This window comes from Mucilaginibacter sp. P2_D11 (assembly GCF_056404435.1).
In genome coordinates this window covers 183,292-209,640 of record NZ_JBFUEA010000003.1, presented here as the reverse complement: position 1 = coordinate 209,640, position 26,349 = coordinate 183,292, and the positions used below count along the sequence as shown (strand labels likewise).

16 protein-coding genes, 1 tRNA gene and 1 riboswitch are annotated in these 26,349 nt (G+C 48.4%); of the genes, 15 read left to right on the top strand and 2 right to left on the bottom strand.

The window, feature by feature from the left end; genetic code table 11:
* Positions 1 to 148 precede the first annotated feature (148 nt).
* Positions 149 to 250, top strand: a riboswitch (SAM riboswitch).
* A 78-nt stretch (positions 251 to 328) separates the two neighbouring features.
* The 3 genes from AC1DXC_RS05735 to AC1DXC_RS05725 all read left to right on the top strand — a co-directional run bounded on the left by AC1DXC_RS05735 (position 329) and on the right by AC1DXC_RS05725 (position 2,567).
* Complete coding sequence (locus AC1DXC_RS05735) at positions 329 to 1,459, top strand: cysteine desulfurase family protein (protein WP_477458182.1); 1,131 nt, start codon at positions 329 to 331, stop codon at positions 1,457 to 1,459.
* A 104-nt stretch (positions 1,460 to 1,563) separates the two neighbouring features.
* Positions 1,564 to 1,635 (top strand) — tRNA-Cys (locus tag AC1DXC_RS05730).
* A 14-nt stretch (positions 1,636 to 1,649) separates the two neighbouring features.
* Positions 1,650 to 2,567 carry a PIG-L family deacetylase gene (locus AC1DXC_RS05725; RefSeq protein WP_477458181.1) on the top strand — a complete coding sequence of 306 codons (918 nt, stop codon included), beginning with the start codon at positions 1,650 to 1,652 and terminating at the stop codon, positions 2,565 to 2,567.
* Positions 2,568 to 2,605: 38 nt separating this feature from the next.
* Here the strand turns inward: AC1DXC_RS05725 and AC1DXC_RS05720 are convergent, their stop codons facing one another.
* The gene (locus tag AC1DXC_RS05720; protein WP_477458180.1) at positions 2,606 to 5,548 is read right to left on the bottom strand and encodes a triple tyrosine motif-containing protein; all 2,943 of its coding nucleotides are present in this window, start codon (positions 5,546 to 5,548) and stop codon (positions 2,606 to 2,608) included.
* A 296-nt stretch (positions 5,549 to 5,844) separates the two neighbouring features.
* Here AC1DXC_RS05720 and AC1DXC_RS05715 point away from each other — a divergent pair, with 296 nt between their 5' ends.
* The 9 genes from AC1DXC_RS05715 to map all read left to right on the top strand — a co-directional run bounded on the left by AC1DXC_RS05715 (position 5,845) and on the right by map (position 20,439).
* Entirely contained in the window at positions 5,845 to 8,964 is a 3,120-nt protein-coding gene (locus AC1DXC_RS05715; protein ID WP_477458179.1) for a SusC/RagA family TonB-linked outer membrane protein, read from the top strand.
* A gap of 20 nt (positions 8,965 to 8,984) precedes the next feature.
* Entirely contained in the window at positions 8,985 to 10,493 is a 1,509-nt protein-coding gene (locus AC1DXC_RS05710; protein ID WP_477458178.1) for a RagB/SusD family nutrient uptake outer membrane protein, read from the top strand.
* A gap of 19 nt (positions 10,494 to 10,512) precedes the next feature.
* Entirely contained in the window at positions 10,513 to 12,597 is a 2,085-nt protein-coding gene (locus AC1DXC_RS05705) for a hypothetical protein (protein WP_477458177.1), read from the top strand.
* Positions 12,598 to 12,604: 7 nt separating this feature from the next.
* Complete coding sequence (locus AC1DXC_RS05700; protein ID WP_477458176.1) at positions 12,605 to 13,498, top strand: PKD domain-containing protein; 894 nt, start codon at positions 12,605 to 12,607, stop codon at positions 13,496 to 13,498.
* A 28-nt stretch (positions 13,499 to 13,526) separates the two neighbouring features.
* On the top strand, positions 13,527 to 14,531 hold the full coding sequence (locus AC1DXC_RS05695) for a family 16 glycosylhydrolase (RefSeq protein WP_477458175.1): 1,005 nt from the start codon (positions 13,527 to 13,529) through the stop codon (positions 14,529 to 14,531).
* A 62-nt stretch (positions 14,532 to 14,593) separates the two neighbouring features.
* Positions 14,594 to 15,475: a glycoside hydrolase family 16 protein gene (locus AC1DXC_RS05690; protein WP_477458174.1), complete on the top strand. Its 882-nt coding sequence runs from the start codon at positions 14,594 to 14,596 to the stop codon at positions 15,473 to 15,475.
* 110 nt (positions 15,476 to 15,585) lie between these two features.
* Entirely contained in the window at positions 15,586 to 15,873 is a 288-nt protein-coding gene (locus tag AC1DXC_RS05685) for a hypothetical protein (protein WP_477458173.1), read from the top strand.
* A 79-nt stretch (positions 15,874 to 15,952) separates the two neighbouring features.
* Positions 15,953 to 19,585, top strand: a complete 3,633-nt coding sequence (locus AC1DXC_RS05680; protein ID WP_477458172.1) for an ABC transporter permease — start codon at positions 15,953 to 15,955, stop codon at positions 19,583 to 19,585.
* 89 nt (positions 19,586 to 19,674) lie between these two features.
* Positions 19,675 to 20,439: a type I methionyl aminopeptidase gene (map, locus tag AC1DXC_RS05675; RefSeq protein WP_477458171.1), complete on the top strand. Its 765-nt coding sequence runs from the start codon at positions 19,675 to 19,677 to the stop codon at positions 20,437 to 20,439.
* 226 nt (positions 20,440 to 20,665) lie between these two features.
* Here the strand turns inward: map and AC1DXC_RS05670 are convergent, their stop codons facing one another.
* Positions 20,666 to 23,131 carry a glutaminase family protein gene (locus AC1DXC_RS05670; RefSeq protein WP_477458170.1) on the bottom strand — a complete coding sequence of 822 codons (2,466 nt, stop codon included), beginning with the start codon at positions 23,129 to 23,131 and terminating at the stop codon, positions 20,666 to 20,668.
* A 255-nt stretch (positions 23,132 to 23,386) separates the two neighbouring features.
* On the opposite strand from AC1DXC_RS05670, the gene AC1DXC_RS05665 reads away from it, so the two are divergent.
* The 3 genes from AC1DXC_RS05665 (at position 23,387) to rpiA (ending at position 26,298) form a co-directional block, all read left to right on the top strand.
* Positions 23,387 to 24,226 (top strand): SDR family NAD(P)-dependent oxidoreductase, encoded by an 840-nt coding sequence (locus AC1DXC_RS05665; RefSeq protein WP_477458169.1) that lies wholly within the window; start codon positions 23,387 to 23,389, stop codon positions 24,224 to 24,226.
* Positions 24,227 to 24,289: 63 nt separating this feature from the next.
* A complete protein-coding gene (locus tag AC1DXC_RS05660; protein WP_477458168.1) occupies positions 24,290 to 25,213 on the top strand; it encodes a helix-turn-helix domain-containing protein in 924 nt (307 codons plus the stop codon).
* 389 nt (positions 25,214 to 25,602) lie between these two features.
* Positions 25,603 to 26,298, top strand: coding sequence for a ribose 5-phosphate isomerase A (rpiA, locus tag AC1DXC_RS05655; RefSeq protein WP_477458167.1), 696 nt, complete (start codon positions 25,603 to 25,605; stop codon positions 26,296 to 26,298).
* Positions 26,299 to 26,349: the final 51 nt, after the last annotated feature.

Sequence of the window (26,349 nt, the reverse complement as noted above, 5' to 3'; positions counted from 1 at the left end):
TTTAAACCTTGGGTTATCATTATAAAACACAGTACCGCTATATGCGGGTGCTGCAAATGTAATGGTAAATTTCGTTTCCTCAAATTTTTTCTATAATTTCTATGGGATTAATAGAATTTATTTACATTTGCATCGAAACGTTCTTTTAAACTTATCCAGAAAGACCGAGGGAATGGCCCTATGACGTCTTGGCAACCTATTATTTAAGGTGCTAATTCCAACTCCTGCCAAAACAGGAGAAAGATAAGAGTGCAAGTTTTCAACTTGTTAAGCGGTAAATCTCACCTCGCTTTCTGGCCTGTTTAAATCAAAATTTAATTAAATTACCATGAAAGTTTACCTCGACAACGCCGCTACCACCCCACTTGATAAAGAAGTGTTTGAAGCCATGACGCCGTATCTGCTCAATCATTTCGGCAACCCGTCGTCGCATCATCAGCACGGTCGCGAAGCAAAGCAAGCTATTGAAAGCTGCCGCAGTACCATTGCCGGTTTGCTCAATGCCTCGCCCAGCGAAATCATTTTCACATCGGGCGGCACGGAAGCCGATAATACTGCCATACTAACGGCGGTGCGCAACGCCGGCGTAAAGCATGTAATTACCACAAGGTTCGAGCATCATGCTGTGTTAAGTTTGCTGGAGCACCTCGAAAAAACCGGCGAAATATCCTTAAGCTTCATCGCTCATGACGAAAAAGGGAACCTGGATCTTAGTCATTTAGCATATTTACTAAGCACCAACCCGCACAGCCTGGTATCGGTAATGCACGCCAACAACGAAATTGGCAACCTTAACGATATTGAACAGATAGGCAACATCTGCGAAAAGTACGATGCGCTTTTCCACACCGATACGGTACAAACCATGGGCCATTATCGGCACGATGTAAGCAAGCTTAAGGTTCATTTCCTGGCTGCCTCTGCCCACAAATTCCACGGGCCAAAAGGTATAGGCTTTTTATATTGCCGGCAGAGCCTAAGGCCGGCCAAATTGCTGCACGGCGGCGGGCAGGAAAGAGCGTTGCGTGCAGGCACAGAAAACATCCCCGGTATAATCGGCCTTACCAAAGCATTGCAACTGGCCTATGCCGATATAGACGGGCACGGGCAATACATACAGCAATTAAAAGACCATCTGATTGCCGGGCTTACCCAAACGCTGCCGGGCGTACGCTTCAACGGAAATTCGGCCATTGCGGATAAAAGCTTATACACCGTGCTCAGCATCAATGTACCATCGTTAAACCCCGACCTGCTGCGATGTTTGGACGAGTATGGCATATCTGTATCGGGCGGGAGCGCCTGCAGCAGTGGCTCATCGTCGCACGTGCTTAGTGCGCTTGGCGTTGACGCAGGTAGAGATACCATCCGATTCTCTTTTAGCAAATTCAACACCCCGGAAGAGATAAATTATGCCGCCGGTAAACTTGCGGCTATTTATCAGTTGATTGCGGCATAATTGCGCAAAGGCAGCCGGTCCCGTTTCCTGTCAGTTTTTTATTGATAAGAATAGGGGCATGGCAAAAACATATAAGGGTTCTTCTTAATACGCAGCAAAAACAAGGTGGAGTGGCCGAGTGGTTAGGCGGGAGCCTGCAAAACTCCTTACGATGGTTCGAACCCATCCTCACACCTCCCATAATTAAAAAATGAAATTAAGCTATTTATATATCTTGTTGGCCGCCCTTTTTATATGCTCTGCGGCCACTGCGCGTGGTTGCGTGCCCGATACGCCTGCAAGGGTACTGGTGGTGATTGCGCACCCCGATGATGAGAGCGAAATGGCCGTTACCCTATACAAAATAGCTAAAGAACACCACGGCCTGGTAGATATTGCGGTTATCACCAATGGCGAGGCGGGTTATAAATACTCCACCCTTGCCGAGGCTTATTATAACATAAGCCTTACCAATGAACAGGTAGGCCGCCGAAAGCTGCCCGCCATCCGAAAACAGGAACTTAAAAACGCAGGGCGCATTATTGGCGTCCATCGTTACTATTTCCTAAACCAGCCCGATGCACATTTTACCCTGAACGAACGGGAACCAATAGACACCAGTTGGAACGTGCCCTACGTGAAAAAGGCCTTGCTTACTGTCCTCAACAAAAATCGTTACGATATTGTGCTTACCCTTTTGCCCGTGGCCCAAACGCACGGTGCGCATAAAGCTGCTACCCTACTGGCATTGGAAGTTGTTAACAGCCTCCCCGCCGACAACAGGCCGGTAGTATTGGCGGTAGCTACCCGCGATAAAGGTAATGCAATGCCCGGTTTCGGTAACGATTACAAGTACCCTCTGTGCCATACAACTGCCGACACCCCCAGCTTTTTTATCGACCGCACGCAATGTTTCAGCTACATGAACCGGGTGAACTATAAGGTAATTGCTAACTGGGAAATTGCCGAACATAAATCTCAGGGCTACACCCAAATGACGATGAACGTTGGCGACCTGGAGGAGTTTTGGAGTTTTACCCTAAATACCCCAGCCGGCCTTGATTGGTGCAGGGGCTTGTTCGATATCTTAAAAACTCCGCCACCGGCGTTGGCTAAAACTACCTATTGACATTTGCGGGCATCTCCAAACGCAGCCTGGAAAATGAGTTATTTCATCAGTTCCCGCTGGATGTTGAACAGGAATTCGAAGAGGTTCATCTCGGTAGGTATCTGTAATTTTTTGCGCAGGCGATAGCGGCTTACCTCCACTCCACGTACAGATATCGCCATCAGTTGGGCTATCTCCTTGCTCGACAAGTTCATGATGAGGTAGGCGCAAAGCTTCAGTTCCTGTTGATTGATGGTGCTGTAGCGATCCTTAAGCAAGGATAAGAAGCCCGCATGCACCCTATCGAAGTGAATGGAGAATTGCTCCCATTGTTCGTTCAGCTTATCTTCTTCGGTAAGCATGCGCTGTATCTTTTTGATTTCGGCCACCTCCACGGTGTCTTTTCCTTGTTTTTGCAGGCGCAACAACTCTTCGCGCACCTTGGTCAGGAATTCCTTTTGCTGCACCAGGTTCAAGGCGGATGATGCCAGTTCTGAGTTTTTGAATTCCACCTCGGCTTGCAGTTTCTCGTTCTTCAGGTTGGCCAGTTCTTTTTCAGATCGTTCCAGTTCCAGCTGATGCTGGTAGGCCAGTTGCTGTTGCTCTTCCTGGTTCTTTTGCTGCTGCAACAGCAATTCCTTTTGTTGTTTTATAATGTGACGCTGTTCCTGCTTTTGATATGCCAGATAAAGCCCGCCCGCAATGGCAATAATATATAAGCCATAGGCCCAAATGGTTTGATACCACGGTGGATTGATATTGAATGCGTACACAGTAACGGCCGATTCGTTATTATGGTGGTTGCGGGCCTTCACCTTAAAAAAATAGTTGCCCGCAGGCAGGTTGGTGTAATCCTTTTCCGACCGTTTAGACCAATCCGACCATTGCTTATCGAAACCTTCCAAAAAATAGCTGTATTCTACATTAGATTGCTCCTCAAAAACCGGCGACGAATATTCAAAATGTAACGAGTTGAACGCATAGCCCAAGTCCAGCGCCTCATTTGCCGATGGCTTATCATCACCTCCTATATTGCTGCTATATCCGCCAAACAACAAACTATCCGTACCCGAACCCGAGCGCACGCTGCGGATGTAAACCTTTAGCGGCCGGATGTTCTGTTTATACTTCGCATAGTTGATATGGTAAAACCCATTCTCGCTGCCCACGAATATATTTTCGGCGTTGATGGGGTAAACGTTCTCAAATCCGCTTAGGATACGGTTGTTTAGTTCCGGGAAATTGATAATGGTTGGCGCTGCCGAATAGTCTACCACGCCAAGGCTTTTTCCTTCAACAAACCAAATGTTGCCCAGGTTATCTTCCTTTAAATACCTTATCCCCCGCGTGCCAAAAATTGCCTTAAAAAGCTGCGAAGGCACAAATTTGTCCGCCCGGGCATCATAGGCATAAATACCTTTTTCGGTAGCCACAACAACATGCCCTTTTACTTTAAACACAAAATTATTGAGTGCAGATGGCAGCCCCTGCTCCTTGCGGTAGTTCTTAACTTTTTTTGTTTCGGGGTTAAGGCAATAAACACCGCGGTATGGGTGCGATGTCCAAATCATATTGTCTTCGTCAACTTCCAAAAACCTGGCCGATTCGTAATATGCACCCAGGTTACCCTTATCCGTAAGCTTTGCACCATCATCCCCAAACAGGCGCACGCCGTAATAATTACCTGCCGCTATTAGTGGCTGCTTAAGGCTGTTTGCAAACGGCTGGAACATCCAAAACCCGGTGGCATTATAAATAGGTACAATTTTGCCATCCTCCACTTCAAACAGCCCGTCGTCGCGGCCGGCTAAAAGGTGGCTGCCTACAGCGGCAATATTCCAGGTTTGTCCTTCGGCGGCAATCTTGAAGTTGTTTTTAACATAGCTCAGGTCGCCCATGTCGGTTACGGGTACCTGGTAAATACCGTTTGATAAGGCAAAATAAAGCCGGTTATGGTAAAATGCCGTAGCATAGCCTCCTCCATCCTTAAATATAGAGGGGCTGATGTGTTTGACGGCATTATTATAAGCAATAAAATCGATGCCGTTATCCAGTCCCAGCCAAACATTATGGTTGGCATCTGCGAACATGCAGCGCACGAACATATTCTGCAGCCCTTCTTTTTTGGCGATGTTCTCTATCACCTGCCCCTGGCGGTCAACCTGGTAAACACCGTTTAAATAAGTGCTTATAAGATAAGTGCCATCGTCTAAGGCAAGTGCTGCCGAAAAATGCTGATGATTATCTATTCCATCACCTGTAAGTGTGAAACTTCGCAAAGTGTTACCGCTCAAAATAAAAACTCCGTCTTTCGCTGTGGTAACCAGGCTAAACGAGGTGCTGTATTTGGATATGGAAGTGATGTAAAATCCGTTTGGCAAATCTTTTTTGGCGATAAAGGGCTGCCAGTTGCCATCGACATATTGCAGCAGTCCTTTTTGCTCGTCGTGCGCCAGCAGTTTATCCTGGTGGCAGCCCATAAATAACCACGAGCGGGCATGATAAACCGTTATTCTGCCTTTGCTGTATTTAAATATCTTATCGTTCGATCGGAAAAAAACATCTTCCTTAATTCTGACGATGTCCCACAGATCAGAAAAAACCTGGTCGGCTTTGGGGATGAGTGCTTTGAGCGAGGTAAATACCAGCGAGCCATTTTTGCCCGGCGAAAAATAGCCTATCTCGTCCTGCCCCCCTACGTATAATTTTTTATCTGCACCAAACTCTAGCGAGCGCACGATGGTACGGTTTGGTAAGGGGAAAAGCTGCCAATTGGAGCCATCAAATACCAATACGCCCTCGTTATTGGCAAAATACATACGGCCTTGTGCATCCTGGCGTATTTTCCAGTTCTGCGTACCGCCATTGTACTGCCGTTTTTCGTAATTAATGGTTTTGCGCTGCGCTATATAGGCCTGCGACAGCGCAAAGTTTGCCCGCGCAACAAATACAATTACGGTTAAGTATTTAAAATACAGCAACTTATGCCGGGCAAGAAACATCGTTTATCATTGGTTTGATGGTTGCCCTAATATCGGCTTTTTTATGGCTTTTTTTTGCCTTGTTGTAGTAGTGATGTAGTCCGTTATTCTCTTTAACGCTTATCCATAGTCTACTTTTGACCCCGTGAACCAGCGCATCCGGCGCTTACTATAAACCAATTATAAACGCACAACATCATCTATGACCTATTAACCGCGTGCATTTTTATGCGCCTAAAATCCTTTTATGAGAAAACTTTTACAACCAACAACGGGCACAGCCCCCAACCTATTAATCATAACTAACATTTAACCTTATGCAATTTAAACTCAAGTTTCTTGTGGTTATAGCTTTGCTATTTTTTGTTAGCGAGGCTTATGCACAATCCCTCCGCTTAACCGGTAAAGTAACCCAAAAATCCGACGGGCAAGGCGTACCCGGCGCATCTGTTGCCATTAAAGGCACAACTATCGGCACCGTAACAGATATAAACGGTAATTATACGCTCACCGTTCCGCAAAACGGCGGCGTTATCATAGTATCGTTCATCGGCATGGTATCAGTAGAACGTACCATAACCGCCGCAGGCGTAGAAAACTTTGTTTTGGACGATAACACCCAGGCATTGAACGAAGTAGTGGTAGTAGGCTACGGTACGCAAAAAGTAACCAATATATCGGGGGCTATATCCGTAGTAAAAGCATCCGATATCAAAAAGCTGAACGCGGTACGTACCGAGGAGGTGCTGCAAGGGCAGGTATCGGGCGTTACCGTTATACAGGCGGGCTCGCCGGGCGCAAAACCAGCTGTGCTGGTAAGAGGTATTCCCTCGTTCTCGGGCAACGACCCTACCGTGGTGGTAGATGGTTCCATCCAATCGCTGGATGACTTGAACTCCATCAACCCTTCGGATATCGAATCCATCAACGTGCTGAAAGACGCTGCTACCACAGCCATATACGGCCTTAAGGGCGGCAATGGAGTCATTGTGGTAACGACCAAATCGGGCCGCAAAAACCAGAAGACGGAATTCTCTATCAACAGCAACTACGGCGTACAGGATGTTTCGCGCCGCATTGGGGTGTTGAATGCCGCAGAATACGGCGCCATGGTAAACGAAGGCAGTGTGGCATCAGGCGGCAACGTTATCTTCCCCGATCTTTCTATACTAGGCACCGGCACCAACTGGCAGCAAGAAATCTTCCACACCGCGCCTATGCAATCGCATAATATATCGGCACGTGGCGGCAGCGATAAAATGTCGTACTTCCTATCGGGCGGATACCTTAGCCAGGGCGGTATAGTGGGCGGATATGATAAATCGCACTTTAACCGCGGTACTTTTACGGCTAACCTTACATTCGATTTCACATCGAAACTGAAGTTCATCGTAAACACCACCGGTGTTTTGTTGAACAATAAAGGCGTGGGCGAAAACTCGTTCAACAGCGTTATAGGCAATGCACTTAACTTCGACCCAACCGTATCCGTTTACAATACCGACCCTAACGTAACCAGCAGGTATGGCTACAGCAATTTGCTGCTATCAGAAATCTCCAACCCGCTTACCCAACTGGATAATACCTACAACACCAACACCGGCAGCAAAATTTACGGCAAGTTTGAATTGCAGTACGATATTATCAAGGGGCTTAAAGTGAATAGCCGCTTTGGTTACACCAAATACGACGATAAATCGAAAGGCTTTACGCCCCTTGTATTTTACGGCCCGCTGAATGTTGAAAACGGTTTAGATGCAGGCGGCAATCCAATTGCAGGCAGGCACAACAGTGTAAACCAAAGCAAGAACAGCAACTTTAATTACACCTGGGAAAATTTTGCCAACTATAACTTCAATGTAGCCACAGACCACCATTTCGAAACCGTGTTAGGTTTTTCGATGGCGAAAATTACCGGCAACGGCATGAACGTAGGCCGCCAGGATGTACCCTTCAACTCATGGGAATTTGCCGATTATTCTGCTGCTACGGGTACCAACAGTGCCGATAACCCAAATGCGCAAACCGGCGGTTACTATCAGTATTTCCGCAGGAACCTTTCTTACTTCGGCCGTGTAAACTACGATTATAAAAACCGTTACCTGGCATCCTTCTCGGCACGCCGCGATGGTTCGTATGCCTTCGGCGTAAATAACAAATTTGCCGATTTCTATGCAGGCTCGTTAGGCTGGGTAGTTACCAGCGAAGAATTCTTCAAACCATCGTTCATAGATTATTTGAAGATCCGCGGTAGCTACGGTGTCACGGGTAACGAAAACGTATCACCACAGTACAACAAAATTGCCACCGGCGGCCCGGACTATGGCCCAACTGCCAACAGCAACGGTTACAACTATGGCAACGTGTTCTACACCGGTTCAACCCTTGCCTCATCGCGCAACGATGACCTGGCCTGGGAAAAACAAAAACAAGGCAACATCGGCTTCGATATGACCATGTTCCATAACAAAATTTCTATCTCTGCAGATTATTACCAAAAAAGAGTAAGCGGTTTGTTGTTCACCCCAACCGCGCCGGGCATTTACGGTACTTTACCCGTGCCGCCGTATAACATCGGTTCTACAAAAAGCAGCGGTTTAGATATCAGCATTGCCTATAATGAAAACATAGGCGGCTTTAAGCTGAGCAACACGTTCAACGTTACTACCATCAAAAACATGGTAACCGCCACAAACTCTGATGGTACAGCCCGCATACTTGGCGGCGGTTTCTTCAACGGCCAGTCGCAAACGGTTACCGTGTTTGAGAAAGGGCAAACCCCGGCTTATTTCTACGGCTATAAAACCATGGGCCTGTTCCAGAACGCGGCAGAAATTGCTTCAGCACCAACACAGGCAGGTGCCCAGCCGGGCGATATCCGCTTTGTGGATACCAATAACGATGGCGTAATTAACGCCGCCGACCAAACCAAAATAGGCGACCCATTCCCTAATTTCACTTTAGGCTGGAACCTGAATATGGCTTACAAAGGCTTTGATATGAGCGTACTGACTTACGCATCTATAGGCAACGATATCTATCGCGCTTATGAGCGTAACGCCAACTTCAGCAACAAATATCGCGCAGTATTAGCCAGGTGGACCGGCGAAGGCACTACCAATGATGCACGCTACCCACGATACTCTTTCACCGACCCTAACAGCAACATCCGCGTATCAGACCGATATGTAGAGGATGGCTCCTTCGTAAAGGTGAAGAACATCCAGTTGGGTTACACCTTCTCTAAAGCGATGCTGAAAAACGTATTTAAATCTGTAAGGATATATGCCCAGGTAAAAAATGCATTTACCATCACCAAATACAACGGTTTCGACCCGGAGATATCTGGCGGCGGCAACTTGCTGGAAAACGGTATAGATCGTGGCGCATATCCGCAGGCACGTATTTATGCAGTAGGGCTTGATATTAATTTGTAATGGCTTTAAACAGGAAAACAATGAAAAAGATATATATAAAGATGGTGGGCCTGGCTGTTGTTGCAACGCTGATAGGTTCATGTAAAAAATTTATTGATTACAATCCGCACGAGGATTTCGTGACTACCGATTTGGATTATTTTAAATCGGAAAGCGATTACCGCAGCATGGTGGTAAGCGCCTATACGCCTGTGCAATGGCTAAACCAGGTAACCGTTATTGGCGATATTGCTTCAGATAACTCAGTAGCCGGCGGCGAGAGCGCATCAGACGTACTGGCACTGCAGCAGATAGATGACTTTACCCTTACCCCGGTAAACTCCGCGCTTGAAGATTTGTACAAAGTTGCTTACGAGGGTGTTAACCGCACCAACTACATTGTGCAGAACAAGGATAAAAACCCGGCGGGCCAAACCGTTAGTTTTACAGGTAAGGACGCCTTGTATGGCGAAGTGTATTTTTTACGCGCATACTACTACTTTACGTTGGTAAAAATGTGGGGCGATGTGCCGATGTTCCTGGATAAGCGCATTTCCCTTACCGAAGCCAGGGGTCTTGCTCGTTCGCCGAAAGCTGATGTTTACGCCCAGATAGAGAAGGACCTGCTTGCAGCTATTGCTGCATTGCCAACAACGCAATCGCAGCAGGGCCGCATTACCAAATATGCCGCACAAGGCTTATTGGGCAAGGTTTATTTGTACGAAAGTAAATTCGCAGAAGCTGACGCGGTTTTAGAACCCATCATCGGATCTAACGCGTTTACATTGGTAACAGATTTCCCATCCATCTACCTGGCAGCTGGCGAAAATGGCAGCGAATCGGTTTTCGAAGTTCAGTACACTAATGGTTCGCCATATTACAACTGGGGCGGCGCAACCCGCGGCCAGGGAAACTATGCGGTGCAGCAAAACGGTATAAGGGGCCTTAGCGGCAGCGGCGCCATGCCATATGCAGCCGGCTGGAGCACCAACCTGCCTACGCAGAACCTGGCCAGCGCTTACGCAGCCGGCGATCAGCGTAAAGATATTACCGCATTCAATATCGAAGCTTATAAAGCCGCCCACCCTGAGTTCAATATTGTTTACTCTGTAGCCCCTTACAGGAATACCGGGCTTTACAACGGCAAGTACCTGCCGCGGAAGGGCGAAACATCGGGCCAGATAGAGCTCAACTACCTCAACAACTTCCGCGTAATGCGTTACCCCGAAGTATTGCTGATGGCAGCCGAGGCTATTAACCGCAGCGGCGGAGATAACGCTAAAGCGCTGGGTTACCTTAACCAGGTACGCCGCCGCGCATTTAAAGATAATGCACATGATATTACAGCCACCGGCGATGCCTTGAAACTGGCCATATGGAACGAGCGCAGGCTGGAACTGGCCATGGACGGCGACCGATTCTTCGATTTGGTGAGGACAGGCCAGGCAGCCTCCAAGCTTCCCGGGTTTGTTGCGGGCAAGCACGAGGTGTTCCCTATCCCGCAAACGGAGATAACCATTACAGGCATCACACAAAACCCAGGCTACTAAACCTTAATTATTACAAATTATGAAGGCAATAAAATATTATTTAGGATTAACCCTGGTACTTGCCACAGCAACTGGCTGTAAAAAGGATTATCTGGATACCTCATTTGTTACCCAGGCCTCGGCCCCAGGCAAATTGAGCGTGCTATACAACATTACGCAGGATAATACCGGGCTGGTAACTATTATACCAAACGGCGAAGGCGTAACCAGCTACGACGTTTACTTAGGCGATGGCGGCGACACCTATGTTAAGGTTGCCGCAGGTAAAACCATCGACCATAAATATGCAGAAGGCGTTTACCAGGTAAAGTTGGTTGGCCACAATATTGGCGGTCAAACGGTGGAGTTTACCCAGCCACTCACGGTATCTTTCCGCGCGCCGGAGAACCTTACCCCGGCTATAAGCACCAATGGTCTCACCGTTACTGTTGACGCGAAAGCCGATTACGAAACCATGTTCCATGTGTACTATGGCGACGAAGCGGGCACCGTTCCCGAGCCTTTCGATACCTTTATAGAAGGCCAACCCGCTGCGCATACCTACAAAGCTGCAGGTACATACACCGTACGCATAGTGGCCCTGAGCGGTGGCGTGGCAACTACAAATGCTACCCGAACCATTAAGGTTGGCAAACAGATAGATCTGCCGCTAAGCTTCGACGACCCTAACTTTGATTATACGATGAGCGATTTTGGCGGTAACCAAAGCGGCGTAGTTGCCGACCCTGCAGACGCAGGCAACAAAGTGTTGAAAGTTACCAAACCGGGAGGTGCCGAAGTTTGGGCAGGTACTACTTTAGGTACAGGCCTGGGCTTTGCAACCAAAGTTGGTGTCACTGCTGCTAACTCAAAAATGACAGCAAGGGTTTACTCTCCTGCCGCAGGCTTAACTATAAAATTGAAATTAGAGGACCATGCCAACGGCGCAAACTCTGTAGAAACAGATGTGTTGACTACCAAAGCCAACCAGTGGGAAACTTTAACATTCAACTTCAATAACAATTCGGCAGGCACGCCGGCTATAAACCCGGCCTTTACTTACGATAAGGCTTCGATGTTCTTCGACTTTGGTACAGGCGGCAGCGGCAAAGTGTTTTATATGGATGATCTGCAAATGAGCGTGCCTATACAGCAGATAAGCTTACCGGTAACCTTTGATGCAGCGAATACCGATTACACGGTTACCGATTTTGGCAACAACAGTACAGTAGATGCCGTTGACCCGGGCAATGCGGCAAATAAAGTTAAAAAGACCACCAAACCGGGCGGCGCAGAAGTTTGGGCGGGTACTACCATTGGTACACCGGCAGGCTTTGCAACCAAAGTGCCTATCACGGCCGATTTTGCCCAGATGAGCTTGCGCGTATATTCACCGGCAGCGGGCTTATCCATCAAATTAAAACTGGAAGATCACACCAACGGCGCAAAATCTGTTGAAACCGATGTGGTAACCACGGTAGCCAACGCATGGGAAACCTTAACGTTCAACTTCCTGAATAACTCCGCAGGCACGCCGGCCTTTAATGCTACCAGCAATTACGATAAAGCCTCCGTGTTCTTCGACTTTGGCGTGGCAGGCTCTGGCAAGGTGTTCTATTGGGATGACCTGAAGCTGGTGCCTGCGCCGGCATCGGTATTAGGCATCCCGCTCGATTTCCAGTCGTCGACCCTGGCCTACGCCTTTACCGATTTTGAAGGCGGCAACGTTACCGTGGTAAACAACCCCGCTTCGGGCGGCATCAATACCAGCACCAAGGTGGCCAAAATGGTGAAAAATCCCGGCGCAACTTACGGCGGTAGCTTCATCACCCTGGATAACCCTATCGATTTCTCGACTAAGAAGACTGTCACCATGAAGGTATGGTCGCCAAGGGTTGGTGCTAAAGTGCTGTTGAAAGTAGAGAACCTCACCACCGGCGGCATCAGCTTCGAGAAAGAAGTATCTACTACAAAAGCCAACGAATGGGAAGTGCTCACGTTTGATTACAATGCCATCAATGCCGCAAATTCTTATCAGAAGGTGGTGCTGATATTCGACAACGGTACATCAGGCGATGGATCGGCCAACTACACGTTCTATTTTGATGATATAACCCTTAACTAAACAACAAATGAAGATCAATATAAAAATTTTAACAGCGGCCTTTGTTGTGGCTGTTATTGCGGTGGTAAGCTGCAAAAAGCAGGAGTACACCTTCGGCAAAATCATCACTCCAACCGATGTAATGCTTACTACCCAAATTGAGGGCGTGGATGCTGCAAACCCCAACGGGGGAGGTACCGGCAATGTTAGTATAACTGCCGCAGCAACCAGCGCGGTTTCTTACAAGGTAGATTATGGCGACGGCAATGTGGAAATAGTACCTACCGGTAAGGTAACGCATAAATACGCAAACCCAGGCACTACCGACTATACCGTTATCGTAAGTGCGATAGGCACCGGCGGCGTAACGTCTACTCTTTCTAAAAAGATAACCGTTTTTGTGGCCTTCGAAATTCCTTCTGAAATAATGCAGGATCTTACCAACGGCGGCTCGCAAACCTGGGTTACGGCTAAAGAGACACCGGGCCACGTAGGTGTGGGACCAAACAATACGTATTCATCTGACTATTACAGTGCCGACCCCAACCAGCGCGACCCTTGTTTGTACGACGACGAGATGACCTTTACCAAAAACGGCAGCAACATAACGCTAACCGTTAACAACAAAGGCCAGTCGTTCTCTATTGCGGCGGCAACCGCGTTCTACGGTGCATCAGGCGGCGACGGTTGCTACACTATCGATTTGGCGGCACCACGCAAGCTTACCTTCATGAATGCAACCTCTGGCTCTACTACCGCAAACTCTACCCGCATACAATTCGTAGTTCCGGGTAACGGGTTAATCAATTTTGGTACCGGCGGCAATACTTACGAGATATTGGCGATTACCCCAACCACCATTACCTTGCGTAACATCGGTATCGACGGACTGGCATGGTATCAGAAATTTAAAGTTAAATAACCAACATATGAGACATTTACGCATATATATGATGATTGCACTTGTGGCCATAGCCGCAAGCTGCAGAAAAGAAACCAACAAAACCGACCCTACCAAACCGGCGGATATCCAGATCGCTACCGTACCGAGTACCGATAACAGCGGCAATGTAGCATTTACGGTTACGGCTACTAACGCGGCATCGTACGAGTTTGACTTTGGCAACGGCGTTTTCCAAACATCAACCACCGGCACCGTTACTTACAAGTATCCGGTTGCCGGCACCTACACTGTAAAGGTTACGGCAAAAAGTGCTTCGGGCTCGGTTACCACGCAAACGGCGCAGGTTACGGTGGGAGCCAGCCAGGCGCTGGTTTTTTCAGACGAGTTTGATAAACCCGGCGCACCGGATCCCGGCAAGTGGGGTTACGATTTAGGCAACAACAGCGGTTGGGGCAATAACGAGTTGGAGTACTATACCAACCGTGCCGATAACGCTGTAGTGGCCGATGGCAAATTGAAAATCACCCTGAAGAAAGAAGCCTTCAGCGGGTTTAATTATACATCGGCACGCTTGCTTTCTAAAGGTAAGTTCAACTTCAAATACGGTCGTGTAGAGTTCAAGGCGAAACTGCCTGCCGGGGCCGGTACCTGGCCTGCCCTTTGGGCATTGGGCAGCAGTATCGATACCACCCCATGGCCTGCATGCGGCGAGATAGATATCATGGAGCATGTTGGCAATCAGCAGAACAAAATATTTGCTACGCTGCACTACCCCGGCCATTCGGGCGGCAATGGCGTGGGCAATACCACCATGATACCGACTGCGTCTACAGAGTTCCATGTGTACAGCTTAGACTGGAGCCCTACCGAAATGAAGTTTGCGGTTGATGGCGTGGTGTACCACACCTTTGCCAACACGGCAAGCACGCCGTTTAATGCCAACTTCTTCCTCATCATGAACGTGGCAATGGGCGGCAACTTCGGCGGTGCCGTAGATCCAAGCATTACCAGTGCAACCATGGAGGTTGAATACGTACGTGTTTACAGATAACAACATCAAAGGGGCACCCTTGCCGGGTGCCCCTTTTTAAATCATAATCCCCTAACGAGTTTATGCTCACAAAAAAACATTTCATTGCTGCGGTAATAGCGGTGGCATCTGCCCTGCCCGGTCATACGCAAACAAAAAAAACCGCATCGGTAAAACCAACCGGCAAGGTCATCTTTTTCGATGATTTTGCGGGCAATAAGCTCGACCGCAGCAAGTGGACACCGATAGTCACCGGCTTTCATACCAATGGCGAATTGCAGGCTTATGTAGACTCTACCAACGTAATTTCCTTCGCGAGCGGCGCAGCGGCCCAGGGCGCCCACAATGGCGCACTGGTGCTAAGCCCAAAGTATTCGCCAGGCTTTAAAACGTTCGACGGACAAACTTTCGATTTTATTTCGGGCAGGATTACTACCATAGATAAGTTCGATTTTACCTACGGCACTGCCGAAGCCCGTATTAAATTAGTAGCGGCAGATGGCCTTTGGCCCGCCTGGTGGATGCTGGGTTACCCTACCTGGCCAGCCGGCGGCGAAACCGATATCATGGAATTTATAGGCGAAGCCGACTGGGTAAGCGCGGCTGTGCATGGCCCCGGTTACAGCGGCGAAACCCCTTTCGTTAACCGCCAATACTTCAAAAAAAGCAACGATACTACCCAATGGCATACCTATGCCGTTGATTGGGCACCCGAAAGCCTGGTATTTAAATACGACGGCGTTACCATGTTCCGGGTTACGAAAACCATGGCCGAGCATTACGGCAAATGGATATTTACCGATAAGCAGTACCTGCTGTTGAATTTTGCCGTAGGCGGCATCTATCCTTACAAAATCAACGGGCTTAAAAAACCATACTATGGCCTATCAGAAAAAGCGCTTGGCCTCATCAAAACCAACAAAGCAAAAATGCTGGTAGACTGGGTGAGGGTTACTAAAAAGTAAGGACTATCGTCACGAATCAAACTACTACAAAAACCTTCGGCAATGCCGGAGGTTTTTTGTTTGATGCGAACAGCATATTGTTTGTACTTTAGTGCAACCAACATAACCCAATGAAAACATTAGCCGAATTTAAAGCATCATTGAATTCAGACCGCCCGGCGGAAAGCCTCTCCGTGCAATTAAAAAGCCTGTGGTATGATGGCAAAGGCGATTGGCACCAGGCGCATGCCCAGGTAGATCAGCTGAGCGATAAGGCATCGGCCTGGGTACACGCTTACCTGCACCGCAAAGAAGGCGACATCTGGAATGCCGACTACTGGTACAGCAAAGCAGGCAAGGTACGGCCGAATGTTTCTTTAGAAGAAGAATGGGAAGCTTTGGTTGTGGCATTTATTTGATTGAAGAATGGCTGCTTTGTAGCGAAAGTTATATCAATTAATAGTCAGCACCGTTTAACAGATAACTAATTCCAGAGGCTTGCAACCCTACACCTTCCATATAATCCTTTACGATGCAGCCCTTTTTGCCCTGCTATCCATCGGCTTTGCCTTCATTGCGCTTCTATGGTTTACCCGTAAAGCAAACCAGGCGGCAAACCGTTTTTTAGCTACCGCACTGGCGGTCGCAGTTTTGTGGCTAGCAAAGATACTGGCTGCAAATATTGGACTGGCCACCTCTCTCCCGTTCTGGAGCCGCCTACCCATGCAATTTTCTTTGGCGCTTGGGCCTCTTATTTATTTTTATGTATTGACGACCATCCGGCCGGGCTACCAATTTCGTCGGAAGGATTTGCTGCATTTTAGCCCCTTGTTATTGGAGCTATGCGTACAGGTTTTGCCGTTTGCAGAGAGCTTAAAAACAGTAACATTGGTCCTTAATGTATTGGCATTCGTCTCCGTTTTAGCATATCTATATTTATGCCTCAACACTATAGATAATTTCTATACACAAAAAACGTTCAACGGCGGCGACCGCTACAGGCACCAATTTTGGTGGCTCCGTAATTTAATTACTGCGTTCGGCTTACTATGGCTGTTGTGGGTTCCGCTCGTGGCCGCAGATTATTTTTGGTACGGCAATCGCATAGGCGCACAGGCTTACTATCCCTTGTACATACTTTTAATGGGTATGCTCATCTGGATGGCGGCAAGGATATTCATTGTGCCCGAAGTTGGCACGATAACAGAAGCTGTACCGTTATTGAAACCTTTGTTACCCGCCGAGCTGAAAGAAAAAGGCATCTGGCTAAAACACCAGGTTAAACAAAACCATTATTATCAGGACCCTGATTTAAGCTTAAGCTCCCTTTCTGAAAAGCTGGGCCTGCACACCCACGAGGTATCGCGCATATTGAATACCGTACTCAAAAAAAGCTTCAACGATTTTATAAATGAGTACCGGGTGCAGTCGGCGGCCCGCATGATGCAGGATGAGGCATACGATCACATCACTCTGCTGGGTATCGCCTACGAATCGGGCTTCAATTCGCAAAGTAGCTTCAACCGCATTTTTAAGCAACTGACGGGTAAAAGTCCGCAGGAATACAAAAACAGCCTTAAAAAAGAGCAGCCATCTTATAATTTGGGCAGTCGGCCTGCATTTGCGCCGGTAATTTTGAATCGTGATAGCCCCGCTAAATGGGCTTACGATAAACTTACCCGCAATTATATGATCAGGAATTATTTGAAAATAGCGAAGCGCAACCTGCTGCACAATAAAAGCTATGCGGCAATCAACATTACCGGCCTGGCCGTAGGCATAGCCGTTTGTCTGGTCATCTTTATCATCATCCAATACCAAACCAGCTTCGATAATTTCCACAGCAAGAAAGACCGCACATACCGCTTGCTCACCGAATATCATCATGCCGAAACAGGCACGGTATCCTACGGGAAGGACCTCGCCTTCCCGATACCGAAGGGCCTGAAGACGGAGTTTCCGCAGATGGAAGCTGCACCCATCTTTGCCAGCCAAAACGACCATCTGATTATACCCGACAGCAACGGCAGTCCGAGGAAAATATTCAAGGAACAACGTGGGCTGTTTATTACTTCGGCCTCCTTCTTTAAAATATTCGATTTCCCCCTGCTTGCAGGCTCGTACGCATCGCTGAACGACCCGAATAACATATTCCTCACCAAAGAGACAGCCGAAAAATACTTTGGCGACTGGAAAACCGCGATGGGCAAAACCATGAAGATACAGGTAGGCGGCTATATGTTTGAACACGGCACCGATGTGGTGAGGGTGTCGGGCATACTGGCAAGCATCCCCGCAAATTCCGATTTTCAGCTGAAAGTGGTGGTTAGCTACGGCACCGCCTTTACCGGCGATTATCTATCCCAAAGTACCGATTGGGACGAAACGGTAATAGATTATGGCTGCTATGTAATGTTGCCGCCCAATACCACGGCCAACAGTTTTAATGAACAATTAAAAGCCTACTCGCGAAAGGTAGAATCGCCCGATAATAAAGACAGCCATATCCTGCAACCACTAAACGCGGTGCATTACGACACACAGGTAGGCAATTACAGCAATAAAACCATCAGCCGCAGCCTGCTCAACGTGCTTTGGCTCATAGCCGGTTTCATCTTGTTGATTGCCTGCGTAAACTTTGTCAACCTCTCTACCGCGCAAGCCGTTAACCGGGCAAAAGAGGTTGGCGTGCGCAAAGTTTTAGGCAGCAGCAAAGGCCAGTTGCAGGCGCAGTTCATCGTAGAAACCTTCCTGATCGTCATGGGCGCGGTGCTGCTTGCCGTGGTAGTCGCTATTTTTGCGCTGCCTTCGGTGGGCCGCCTGTTAGATCTTTCGCTCTCGTTCAACATCTTCAGTAATCCGGCAATAATCATCTTTTTGGTGGGCGTGCTTATTATCGTAACAGCACTTGCCGGATTTTATCCCGCTATCGTTTTGTCGCGTTTCAATCCGGTAAATGCTTTAAAAAGCAAACTTAGCAGCAACCCCGCAAAGGGTATCTCATTGCGGCGAGGGCTGGTGGTGGGCCAGTTCGTTATTGCGCAGGCGCTTATCATTGGCACCATAGTCATCGTTCGGCAAATGGATTACTTCATGAACCAGCCTTTAGGCTTTGATAAAGAAGCGGTAATCAATGCCCCATTCAGGGTAGATAGCGTAAGCATGAGCAAAATGGAATATGTAAAGAACCGGCTATTGGCGCTGAATAATGTAAAAGCGGTAACCTTCAGTTCCAACACGCCCATCGAAAACGGCGACGATACCTGGAGCGCACTCAAATACGATCACGCGCAAAAGGAATCGGGCTTTAAGGCCATTACCAAGTTTGCCGATGACGCTTACGTACGCACGTATAAGTTAACCTTGGTAGCCGGCAGGGATTTAAAACCATCCGGCATGACGCGCGAATTCCTGGTGAACGAGTCGCTGGTGAAAAGCCTGGGCATCAAAAACCCGGAAGATATCCTGAATAAGCAAATCAGCATCTGGGGCGACAGAATCACCTGCCCCGTTGTTGGCGTAGTAAAAGATTTTAACGACCGCTCTTTCCGCGACAAGCTCGCACCCTTGTTGATTACCACCAACGGCACCATGTATAACCAGGCCGGCATAAAACTGGCCACCGGTAACCTCCCCGCTACCATCGAGTCCGTTAAAGCTATATGGGAGCAAACTTACCCCGATATGGTTTTTGAATACAAGTTCCTCGATGAAAAAATCGGTAACTTTTACAAGCAGGAAAACCAGCTATCGCAGTTGTACAAGCTATTTTCAGCAATCGCTATATTCCTCAGCTGCCTTGGCTTGTATGGCCTGGCATCGTTCATGGCGGTACAACGTATAAAAGAAGTAGGCATCCGAAAGGTGCTTGGTGCATCCGCAGGCAGTATCGTTTATCTGTTTTCGAAGGAATTTATCATCCTTATTGCCATTGCCTTTACCATTGCCGCGCCTGTTGCCTGGTATTACATGCACCAATGGCTGCAGGATTATGTGTACCGCATCAACATCAGCTGGTGGTTGTTTGCAGCGGGCGGGCTTGCGGCTATTATCATTGCGCTGGCAACCATCAGTTTCCAGGCGGTAAAAGCCGCCATGGCAAACCCGGTGAAGAGCCTCCGGAGCGAATAAGCATCGCGGAGCCATCCTGATAAACTGACGCTGGGGAAACCATGCGCAACGCATTAATCGCTATTTTTGTGGCGATAAAACGTTAAACAATGTCGATAACTACCGAAGACGAAAAAGTTGGCATGCAGCAGGCCAGCGATGCCGTAGCCATTACGTTGCGCAAGATGCGCGAATACGCCAAACCTGGCATATCCACCAAGGAGCTTGACGATTACGGCGGCGAATTGCTGGCGCAGATGGGCGCGAATTCGGCCCCCAAATTAACTTATGGTTTCCCCGGCTATACCTGCATCTGCGTTAACGAGGAAGCCGCGCACGGCATGCCCTCGGCAGATAAAATACTGCAGGAAGGCGACCTGGTAAATATCGATGTATCGGCAGAGCTGAACGGCTACTGGGCCGATAACGGCGGCTCCTTCGTACTTGGCGAAGACATCCATGGCCATGGCAAACTGGTACAAGCCTCTAAAGACATCTTAAAAAAGGCTATCGAAAACATCAAAGGTGGCGTAAGGATATCAGAAATTGGCCGTTTGATTGAGACCGAAGCCAAAAAAGCCGGCTACACCGTTATCAAAAACCTCACCGGCCATGGCGTTGGCCGCAGCCTGCACGAAGAACCCCACGAAATTGCCAACTACTGCGATAAGTATAACACCACCCGTTTCCGCAAAAATTCGGTGGTGGCGATAGAAACCTTCATTGCCACCAAATCTACCATTGCCGAAACCCAGGCCGACGGCTGGACCCTTAGCGGCAACAAAGGCGGCTTTGTGGCCCAGCACGAGCACACCATTTTGGTAACTGGCGGCCAGCCCGTAATATTTACCGCACAGAATGGTATTTGGGATTGACTTTAAAATAGGCTTGCCCAATGGGCAAACAAAAGTCATCAAAAACCCGTCATTGAGGAACGAAGACAACCGACCGAAGGGAGCTCATTGATACCTTGAAAAAAAAAATAAAACATCAATAATCTCCCGGAAAGCAGAGCGGCTTTGCAAAGTGCCCCGTCCTGCGTAGAGATTGCTTCGTTCCTCAATGACGCGGTGGTTATTTGGTTTTCTTAAGGCTTATCACCTACCTCCCGTTCAATTTATCAGCTAACGGTTTCATGTAAAACCCACCTACAACGCTGCGGGCTTTAAAGTTATCTCGGATGCCTGTGTTAGAATCATAGAAATCGTTCAGCGGTACGCGCGATTCGGTTTCCGTGGCGTGCCTGTACACCGGTTTTACCAAAGCCTCAAACTCGGCACGGGTTGGCGCGAAAGTGGCAGTCCACAATATCCAGTCGTTTTTGGTGTAGGCCTTACGGCTATCCAACGGTATGCCGAATTTGTTTTGCTTGGTCAGATAGTACTTCGTTTCAGTATCATAAACCCGTTGCGGAAACAGGGTCAGGTTTAAAACCTTATCCCAAACCAGGTTGTACTTCTGGCTCCAGGTGGCTTTGTTATCGAAGGTGAGCGCGTAGTGGTCACCGGCATCTGCCATGTTTATCCATTTAGGTACCATGCTTTCGGCAATCGCCCGGTATTTTTTCGCGGTATCGGCATAGCCTAAAGTCTGCGCCATTTGCGCGTAGCAGGCGATACCAACAATAGCCTTTACAGAAAGGTTGGCGTTACGGGCCAGGTGGCCTGCAAAGTCATCGGTACATAATTGCGTTTTAGGGTCCAGGCCTTCCCTTACCAGGTAATCTACCCAGGTGCTCAGCGTTTTCCAGTGCAGCTTGGCAAATTGGGCATTGCCCTGCGCTTTGGCGATAGCCGCAGTCAGGATAATCATATTGCCCGATTCTTCCACCGGCATAGGCTCGCCGTACGTTTGGCCATTTGCCAGCGGGTAGGTGCCTAAATCATGCGCGGCCCATGGATGCGGGTATTTGCCGCTCTCGCTGAAGTAGAAGATGCCGTTGAGCATGCCTTGCAACAGTTTGGGATTGTATATCAGGTACAGCGGTGCCGATGGATAGGTAACATCCACGGTGTTAATGAAGCCACCGCTGTTGTTCTCTTTAGATAGCCACAGTATTTCGCCCTTCGGGCTTTTTACCAATGTGTGTGCCGCGATGCTTTGGCGATACGCCAATACACAAAGGTGCGCATACTCCTTGCCGCCCGATTGTAATGCCGCCGCATAAACCTCTTTATTAAAGGTCGCGCATTGCAGCATCACTTTTTTGTATTCGTTATACGCACTGGTTAGCTGGCCATCCATGGTGGCCTTGCCCGATGCATTCCACCAGGGGCGCAGGTTGTTTTTAAAGTACTGTATCGAGTATATCTCGTCGTAACCCAGCTCCACGAAACGCTCCACAGCCGTTTTGCCAACCGCACCGAAAGGGATAACCGTATTCAAGGATAGTGATTTGCCGGTAGATGCAGTGGACGATACGGAGTCATTCCTGAAAGCATCTACAACAGTGCTGCCCGGGGTGATAAACTGTACCGCGCCGCCTGTTTTAGGTGCAGCAACGTAAAAGTAACCCCAATCTATCCGCATATCGTCCGCACCTTTCCCCAGTATCGCTTGCTCTACCGTACCCACTTTAAGTACCGACAAAGCTGCCGTAGCATACTTTTTGACCGATACCTGCTGCGATGGGCGGAACACGGCAATATCCGACGATGCACCTAAAAACACCTTCACCTGGTGTGTTTTGTTATCGTTTGCGGCTACGCTATAGGTGATATATGATACCGGGCGCGATGACAGGCTAAGGTTTCTGATCAGCAAGGGCGAAGTGAACGTGAGCTTTAAATCAACCTTGCCGCAGGTAAAATTATAGATGGTTTGCGTAGCAGTAACCTCAACCTTCTTTTGGTCGGCTAATTGTACTTTGGCGCCTTTTTCCTTCAACTTATCCGCCAGGCCAAAATCAAGGAAACGGCCGCCGGCTGTATTGGCCAGGTGGATAGCGATGATATTATCACCCGCTTTCAGGTCATCCTTGCTGACCGCATAATATTGCAGCGTGCTTGTCCAGCCTGTTTTGGTATAGATTTTCTTCCCGTTAAGGTATAATTCGATGTTATCATCATGGTCTATCTTCAAAAACAACTCGTTGATGCTGGCTACATCGGCAACGCTGAAAGCCCGCCTCACCCAAATATTGTCGGTTTTCCAAAGCGTTTTTACCGTGCTGGGGTTATCGCCAAGGGGCATAGGGGCTGTCTTCCAATCGCCTGCCGCATAAGCTGCCGAGGTCCAATCGCCCTGCGGGGGCGTTTCAGTATATTTAACGCTATATGGCGTTTCGTCTGATGTGCCCAGCACTGGTTCGTACTTTACTTCCTCCTTGCCCAGGAAACGGTAGATGTTGCCATCAACGTTGATCATCCCTAACAAGGAATGGTCCGAACCCGTCCAATGCGTAGTGGTGGATGCATTGAGCTTGTCGGTATTGCTCCAGATGCTAAAGTTTGGGTTATGCGTAATGAGCGGGTATGAAGGGGCTTTCCTGTCCTGCGCGCGGGCATAGCCAAAAGCGAGGGCAAAAGCCAGCAAACCGAGACATTTTAATTTGTTAGATAGATTCATCGTAAAAGCAGTCTATAATTGAGTGGGTAAAAATACCCCACAGCAATCGCATCACGCCGCTTTTTCGTATCAAGTTTTCGACTATTCGTATCAATTAATTTATTGTCCGCATAAATCTAAAAAGTATCCAGCTAAACTATGCCCATCACCCGGCCAGATAATGGATAAGCATTTTGGCTACGGAAACCCGCGATTAGGCTACCCCGATTGAACAGCATCTGCGCACCTTTGATGCATCATCAATAAAACAATAACATGGAAAAGCAAAAAAATAAGGTTTGGTTTATTACAGGCGCATCGCGTGGGTTCGGACGTATCTGGGCCGATGCCGCGTTAAAACGGGGCGATAAAGTAGCCGCAACAGCTCGCTCGCTGGATAGCATTGCCGAACTCAAGGAAAAATACGGCGATAACGTTCTAACACTGGAGCTCGACGTAACCAACGCCGGGCAAGTAAAAGCGGTAGTCGAGCAGGCCCATGCGCATTTCGGCCGGTTAGATATCGTGCTCAACAACGCCGGTTATTCGCTGGTAGGCGCTATTGAGGAAGCTGATGCAGACGCGGTAAGGGCGCTTTACGAAACCAATATCTTCGGCACGCTTTCGGTAATACAGGCGGCCTTGCCCTTGCTGCGGCAACAAGGCGGCGGCCACATTATGGGTACATCCAGCGGCTTGGGGCACGTTGCCATGCCGGTAATCGGCTATTATTGTTCATCTAAATGGGCGTTCGAGGCTATCCACGAAAGCCTGGCCGCAGAGGTAAAACCTTTTGGCATCAAGGTAACCATCATAGAGCCGGGGGCCTACGCAACAGAATTTGGCAGCCAGGAATCGTTAAAATTTTCTGAAGGGATGGATATCTATGCTGGTTTCAAGGAGCAGTTTTTTGGCAGGCTCAGAGGCGCGGAAAGAGGCGACCCGGAGGCTACGCCGGAAGCCATCTTCCAGATAGCCGATGCAGAAAACCCGCCGCTGCGGTTCTTCCTCGGCAGCCATAACCTGCCATGGGTACGCGCTGCCTACGCCAACCGCCTGGCCGAATGGGAGGCATGGGAAACCGTATCCAATGCGGCTCAGGGTGAAACAAAATAAAAACCTGCCAATAATAACCGGTAGCCGCGCGTTATCGGTTATTATTGCATAAATGTCCTATCGATGAAAAAGGAAGAAAACAACCCGCCTAAAATGCATTCGCTATCAGAGGTGCATCATGCTTTTGGCCTGCCGAAGCCATCGCATCCGCTCATCAGCCTTATTGATGGCGCATCCAACCAAATGATCGTAGGAAAATTGCCGCGCGTGCATGTGCTCAATTTCTACAAGATATCATACCGGCCAAAATTGAGCAGCAAATTGAAATACGGCCAGGGCTATTATGATTTCGACGAGGGTGGCCTATTGTTTGCCGCGCCAAACCAGGTAATAGGCAGCAATACCGATGAGGAAGTACGCGAGTGTTCACTTTATACTTTGCTTATCCATCCTGATTTTTTGTGGAACTACCCTTTAGCCAAAAAGATAAAGCAGTATGGATTCTTTTCTTACGGTGCCAACGAGGCTCTGCATCTTTCGGATAAAGAGAAAGCAACCATCATTGCTATTTTCCAAAACATACAGGAGGAACTGGCCGACCGGATAGACGACTTTAGCCAGGATGTAATTATCACCCAAATCGAGCTACTGCTGAACTACGCTAACCGGTTTTACAAGCGCCAGTTTATTACCCGCAAAGCCGTAAGCAATACCATGCTGCAAAAGCTGGAAGAGGTGTTAGATGCATACTTCGATAACGAACAATCGTTAAAGCAAGGCATCCCAACGGTACAATACCTTTCGGACCAGCTAAACGTATCGCCCGGTTATTTAAGCGATATGCTGCGCTCGCTCACCGGCCAAAATGCCCAGCAGCACATCCACCAAAAGCTGATAGAAAAGGCTAAGGAAAAATTATCTGCCACCACCCTATCGGTAAGCGAGGTGGCATATGCCCTGGGCTTCGAGCATCCGCAATCATTCAGCAAATTATTCAAAACAAAAACGAGCCTTTCGCCGCTGGAATTCAGGCGGGCGTTCAATTAAGGCAGAGGGTTTCAAGGCGCTGGAAATTCCTGGAAACTCATAGCTAAACAGGTGCGATTTATTGGAAAAAACTGGACAAGATTTTCGTCGCCCGTAAACTAAAATTTAGCTAAAAACAGCCATTCCACGCAAATTTCGCCCTTTTTACGTCAGCAAGTAAAAAGCACAAAAAGACAGTAAAACCCCTCGAAAAACACAGAAAAACGCGGATTTTTGATTGTATTTTAGAAAAATTCAAGCCGGAAAAAGAAGCAAAAAATGGCAGGTAAATACGTCCCGGGTATCGTCGATTCCGCCGGATTTTTCCAACATTTCTATAAAATAAAACTGGACAAAAAAGCACCTCTGCTTTGTTGCATTATGCGGCCCCACCTCCCTATATTGCATGCATGACGGATTATAAACAGGAAGCTGCAAAAGCAGCCTTAGGACACATCAAACCCGGCCAAACCATTGGCCTGGGCGCAGGTGCAACCATTGCGTATCTGGTTGATATGCTGGCAGCAGATAGCGTACTTGCGGGTTCGCTAACCTTCGCATCCTCCTCCTTTAAAACGGCGGGCCTGCTTGCCGGGCGGGGCCTCAACCTTAAATCGCCTGCTTATCTTAATCACCTGGATATTTACTTCGATGGTTGCGACCAGTTTGATGCGCACCTGAACGCATTGAAAAGCGGCGGCGGCATCCACGCTACCGAAAAGATACTGGCCTCAATGGCCGATGAGTTCATTCTGCTGGGCGATACCTCAAAATTCAGCGAGAAGTTGAGCACCAAATATCCGCTGGTGATAGAAGTGCTACCTGCAGCCCTACAGATCGTGATAAAAACCCTTAAGGATGATTTCTCACCTGCTTCGCTAAACCTGCGGATGAGTAGCCAGAAGGACGGTGCCCTTATTTCTGATAACGGTAATTTACTGGTTGATATTTACTTTAACGAATTACCGGCACTGAGCGAACTGAACACAAGGGTTAAGATGATACCGGGGATAATTGAGCATTCGCTGTTTTACCGCATGGCATCCAAAGCGCTTATTGCCGGGCCGGATGGGGTATCCGTCGTCACCCCACGGCATGTGCGATAACAAAAAAAGCGCGTTGCCATCCCTTAAGGATTGCCAACGCGCCTTGGTTTA

Excerpts from the sequence above, each read along its gene's own strand:
- AC1DXC_RS05670 (WP_477458170.1), bottom strand. The coding sequence starts at position 23,131 with ATGAATCTATCTAACAAATTAAAATGTCTCGGTTTGCTGGCTTTTGCC.
- AC1DXC_RS05725 (WP_477458181.1), top strand. The coding sequence starts at position 1,650 with ATGAAATTAAGCTATTTATATATCTTGTTGGCCGCCCTTTTTATATGC.
- AC1DXC_RS05700 (WP_477458176.1), top strand. The coding sequence starts at position 12,605 with ATGAAGATCAATATAAAAATTTTAACAGCGGCCTTTGTTGTGGCTGTT.
- AC1DXC_RS05690 (WP_477458174.1), top strand. The coding sequence starts at position 14,594 with ATGCTCACAAAAAAACATTTCATTGCTGCGGTAATAGCGGTGGCATCT.
- AC1DXC_RS05705 (WP_477458177.1), top strand. The coding sequence starts at position 10,513 with ATGAAGGCAATAAAATATTATTTAGGATTAACCCTGGTACTTGCCACA.
- map (WP_477458171.1), top strand. The coding sequence starts at position 19,675 with ATGTCGATAACTACCGAAGACGAAAAAGTTGGCATGCAGCAGGCCAGC.
- AC1DXC_RS05685 (WP_477458173.1), top strand. The coding sequence starts at position 15,586 with ATGAAAACATTAGCCGAATTTAAAGCATCATTGAATTCAGACCGCCCG.
- AC1DXC_RS05715 (WP_477458179.1), top strand. The coding sequence starts at position 5,845 with ATGCAATTTAAACTCAAGTTTCTTGTGGTTATAGCTTTGCTATTTTTT.
- AC1DXC_RS05660 (WP_477458168.1), top strand. The coding sequence starts at position 24,290 with ATGAAAAAGGAAGAAAACAACCCGCCTAAAATGCATTCGCTATCAGAG.
- AC1DXC_RS05720 (WP_477458180.1), bottom strand. The coding sequence starts at position 5,548 with ATGTTTCTTGCCCGGCATAAGTTGCTGTATTTTAAATACTTAACCGTA.
- AC1DXC_RS05735 (WP_477458182.1), top strand. The coding sequence starts at position 329 with ATGAAAGTTTACCTCGACAACGCCGCTACCACCCCACTTGATAAAGAA.
- rpiA (WP_477458167.1), top strand. The coding sequence starts at position 25,603 with ATGACGGATTATAAACAGGAAGCTGCAAAAGCAGCCTTAGGACACATC.
- AC1DXC_RS05710 (WP_477458178.1), top strand. The coding sequence starts at position 8,985 with ATGAAAAAGATATATATAAAGATGGTGGGCCTGGCTGTTGTTGCAACG.
- AC1DXC_RS05665 (WP_477458169.1), top strand. The coding sequence starts at position 23,387 with ATGGAAAAGCAAAAAAATAAGGTTTGGTTTATTACAGGCGCATCGCGT.
- AC1DXC_RS05695 (WP_477458175.1), top strand. The coding sequence starts at position 13,527 with ATGATGATTGCACTTGTGGCCATAGCCGCAAGCTGCAGAAAAGAAACC.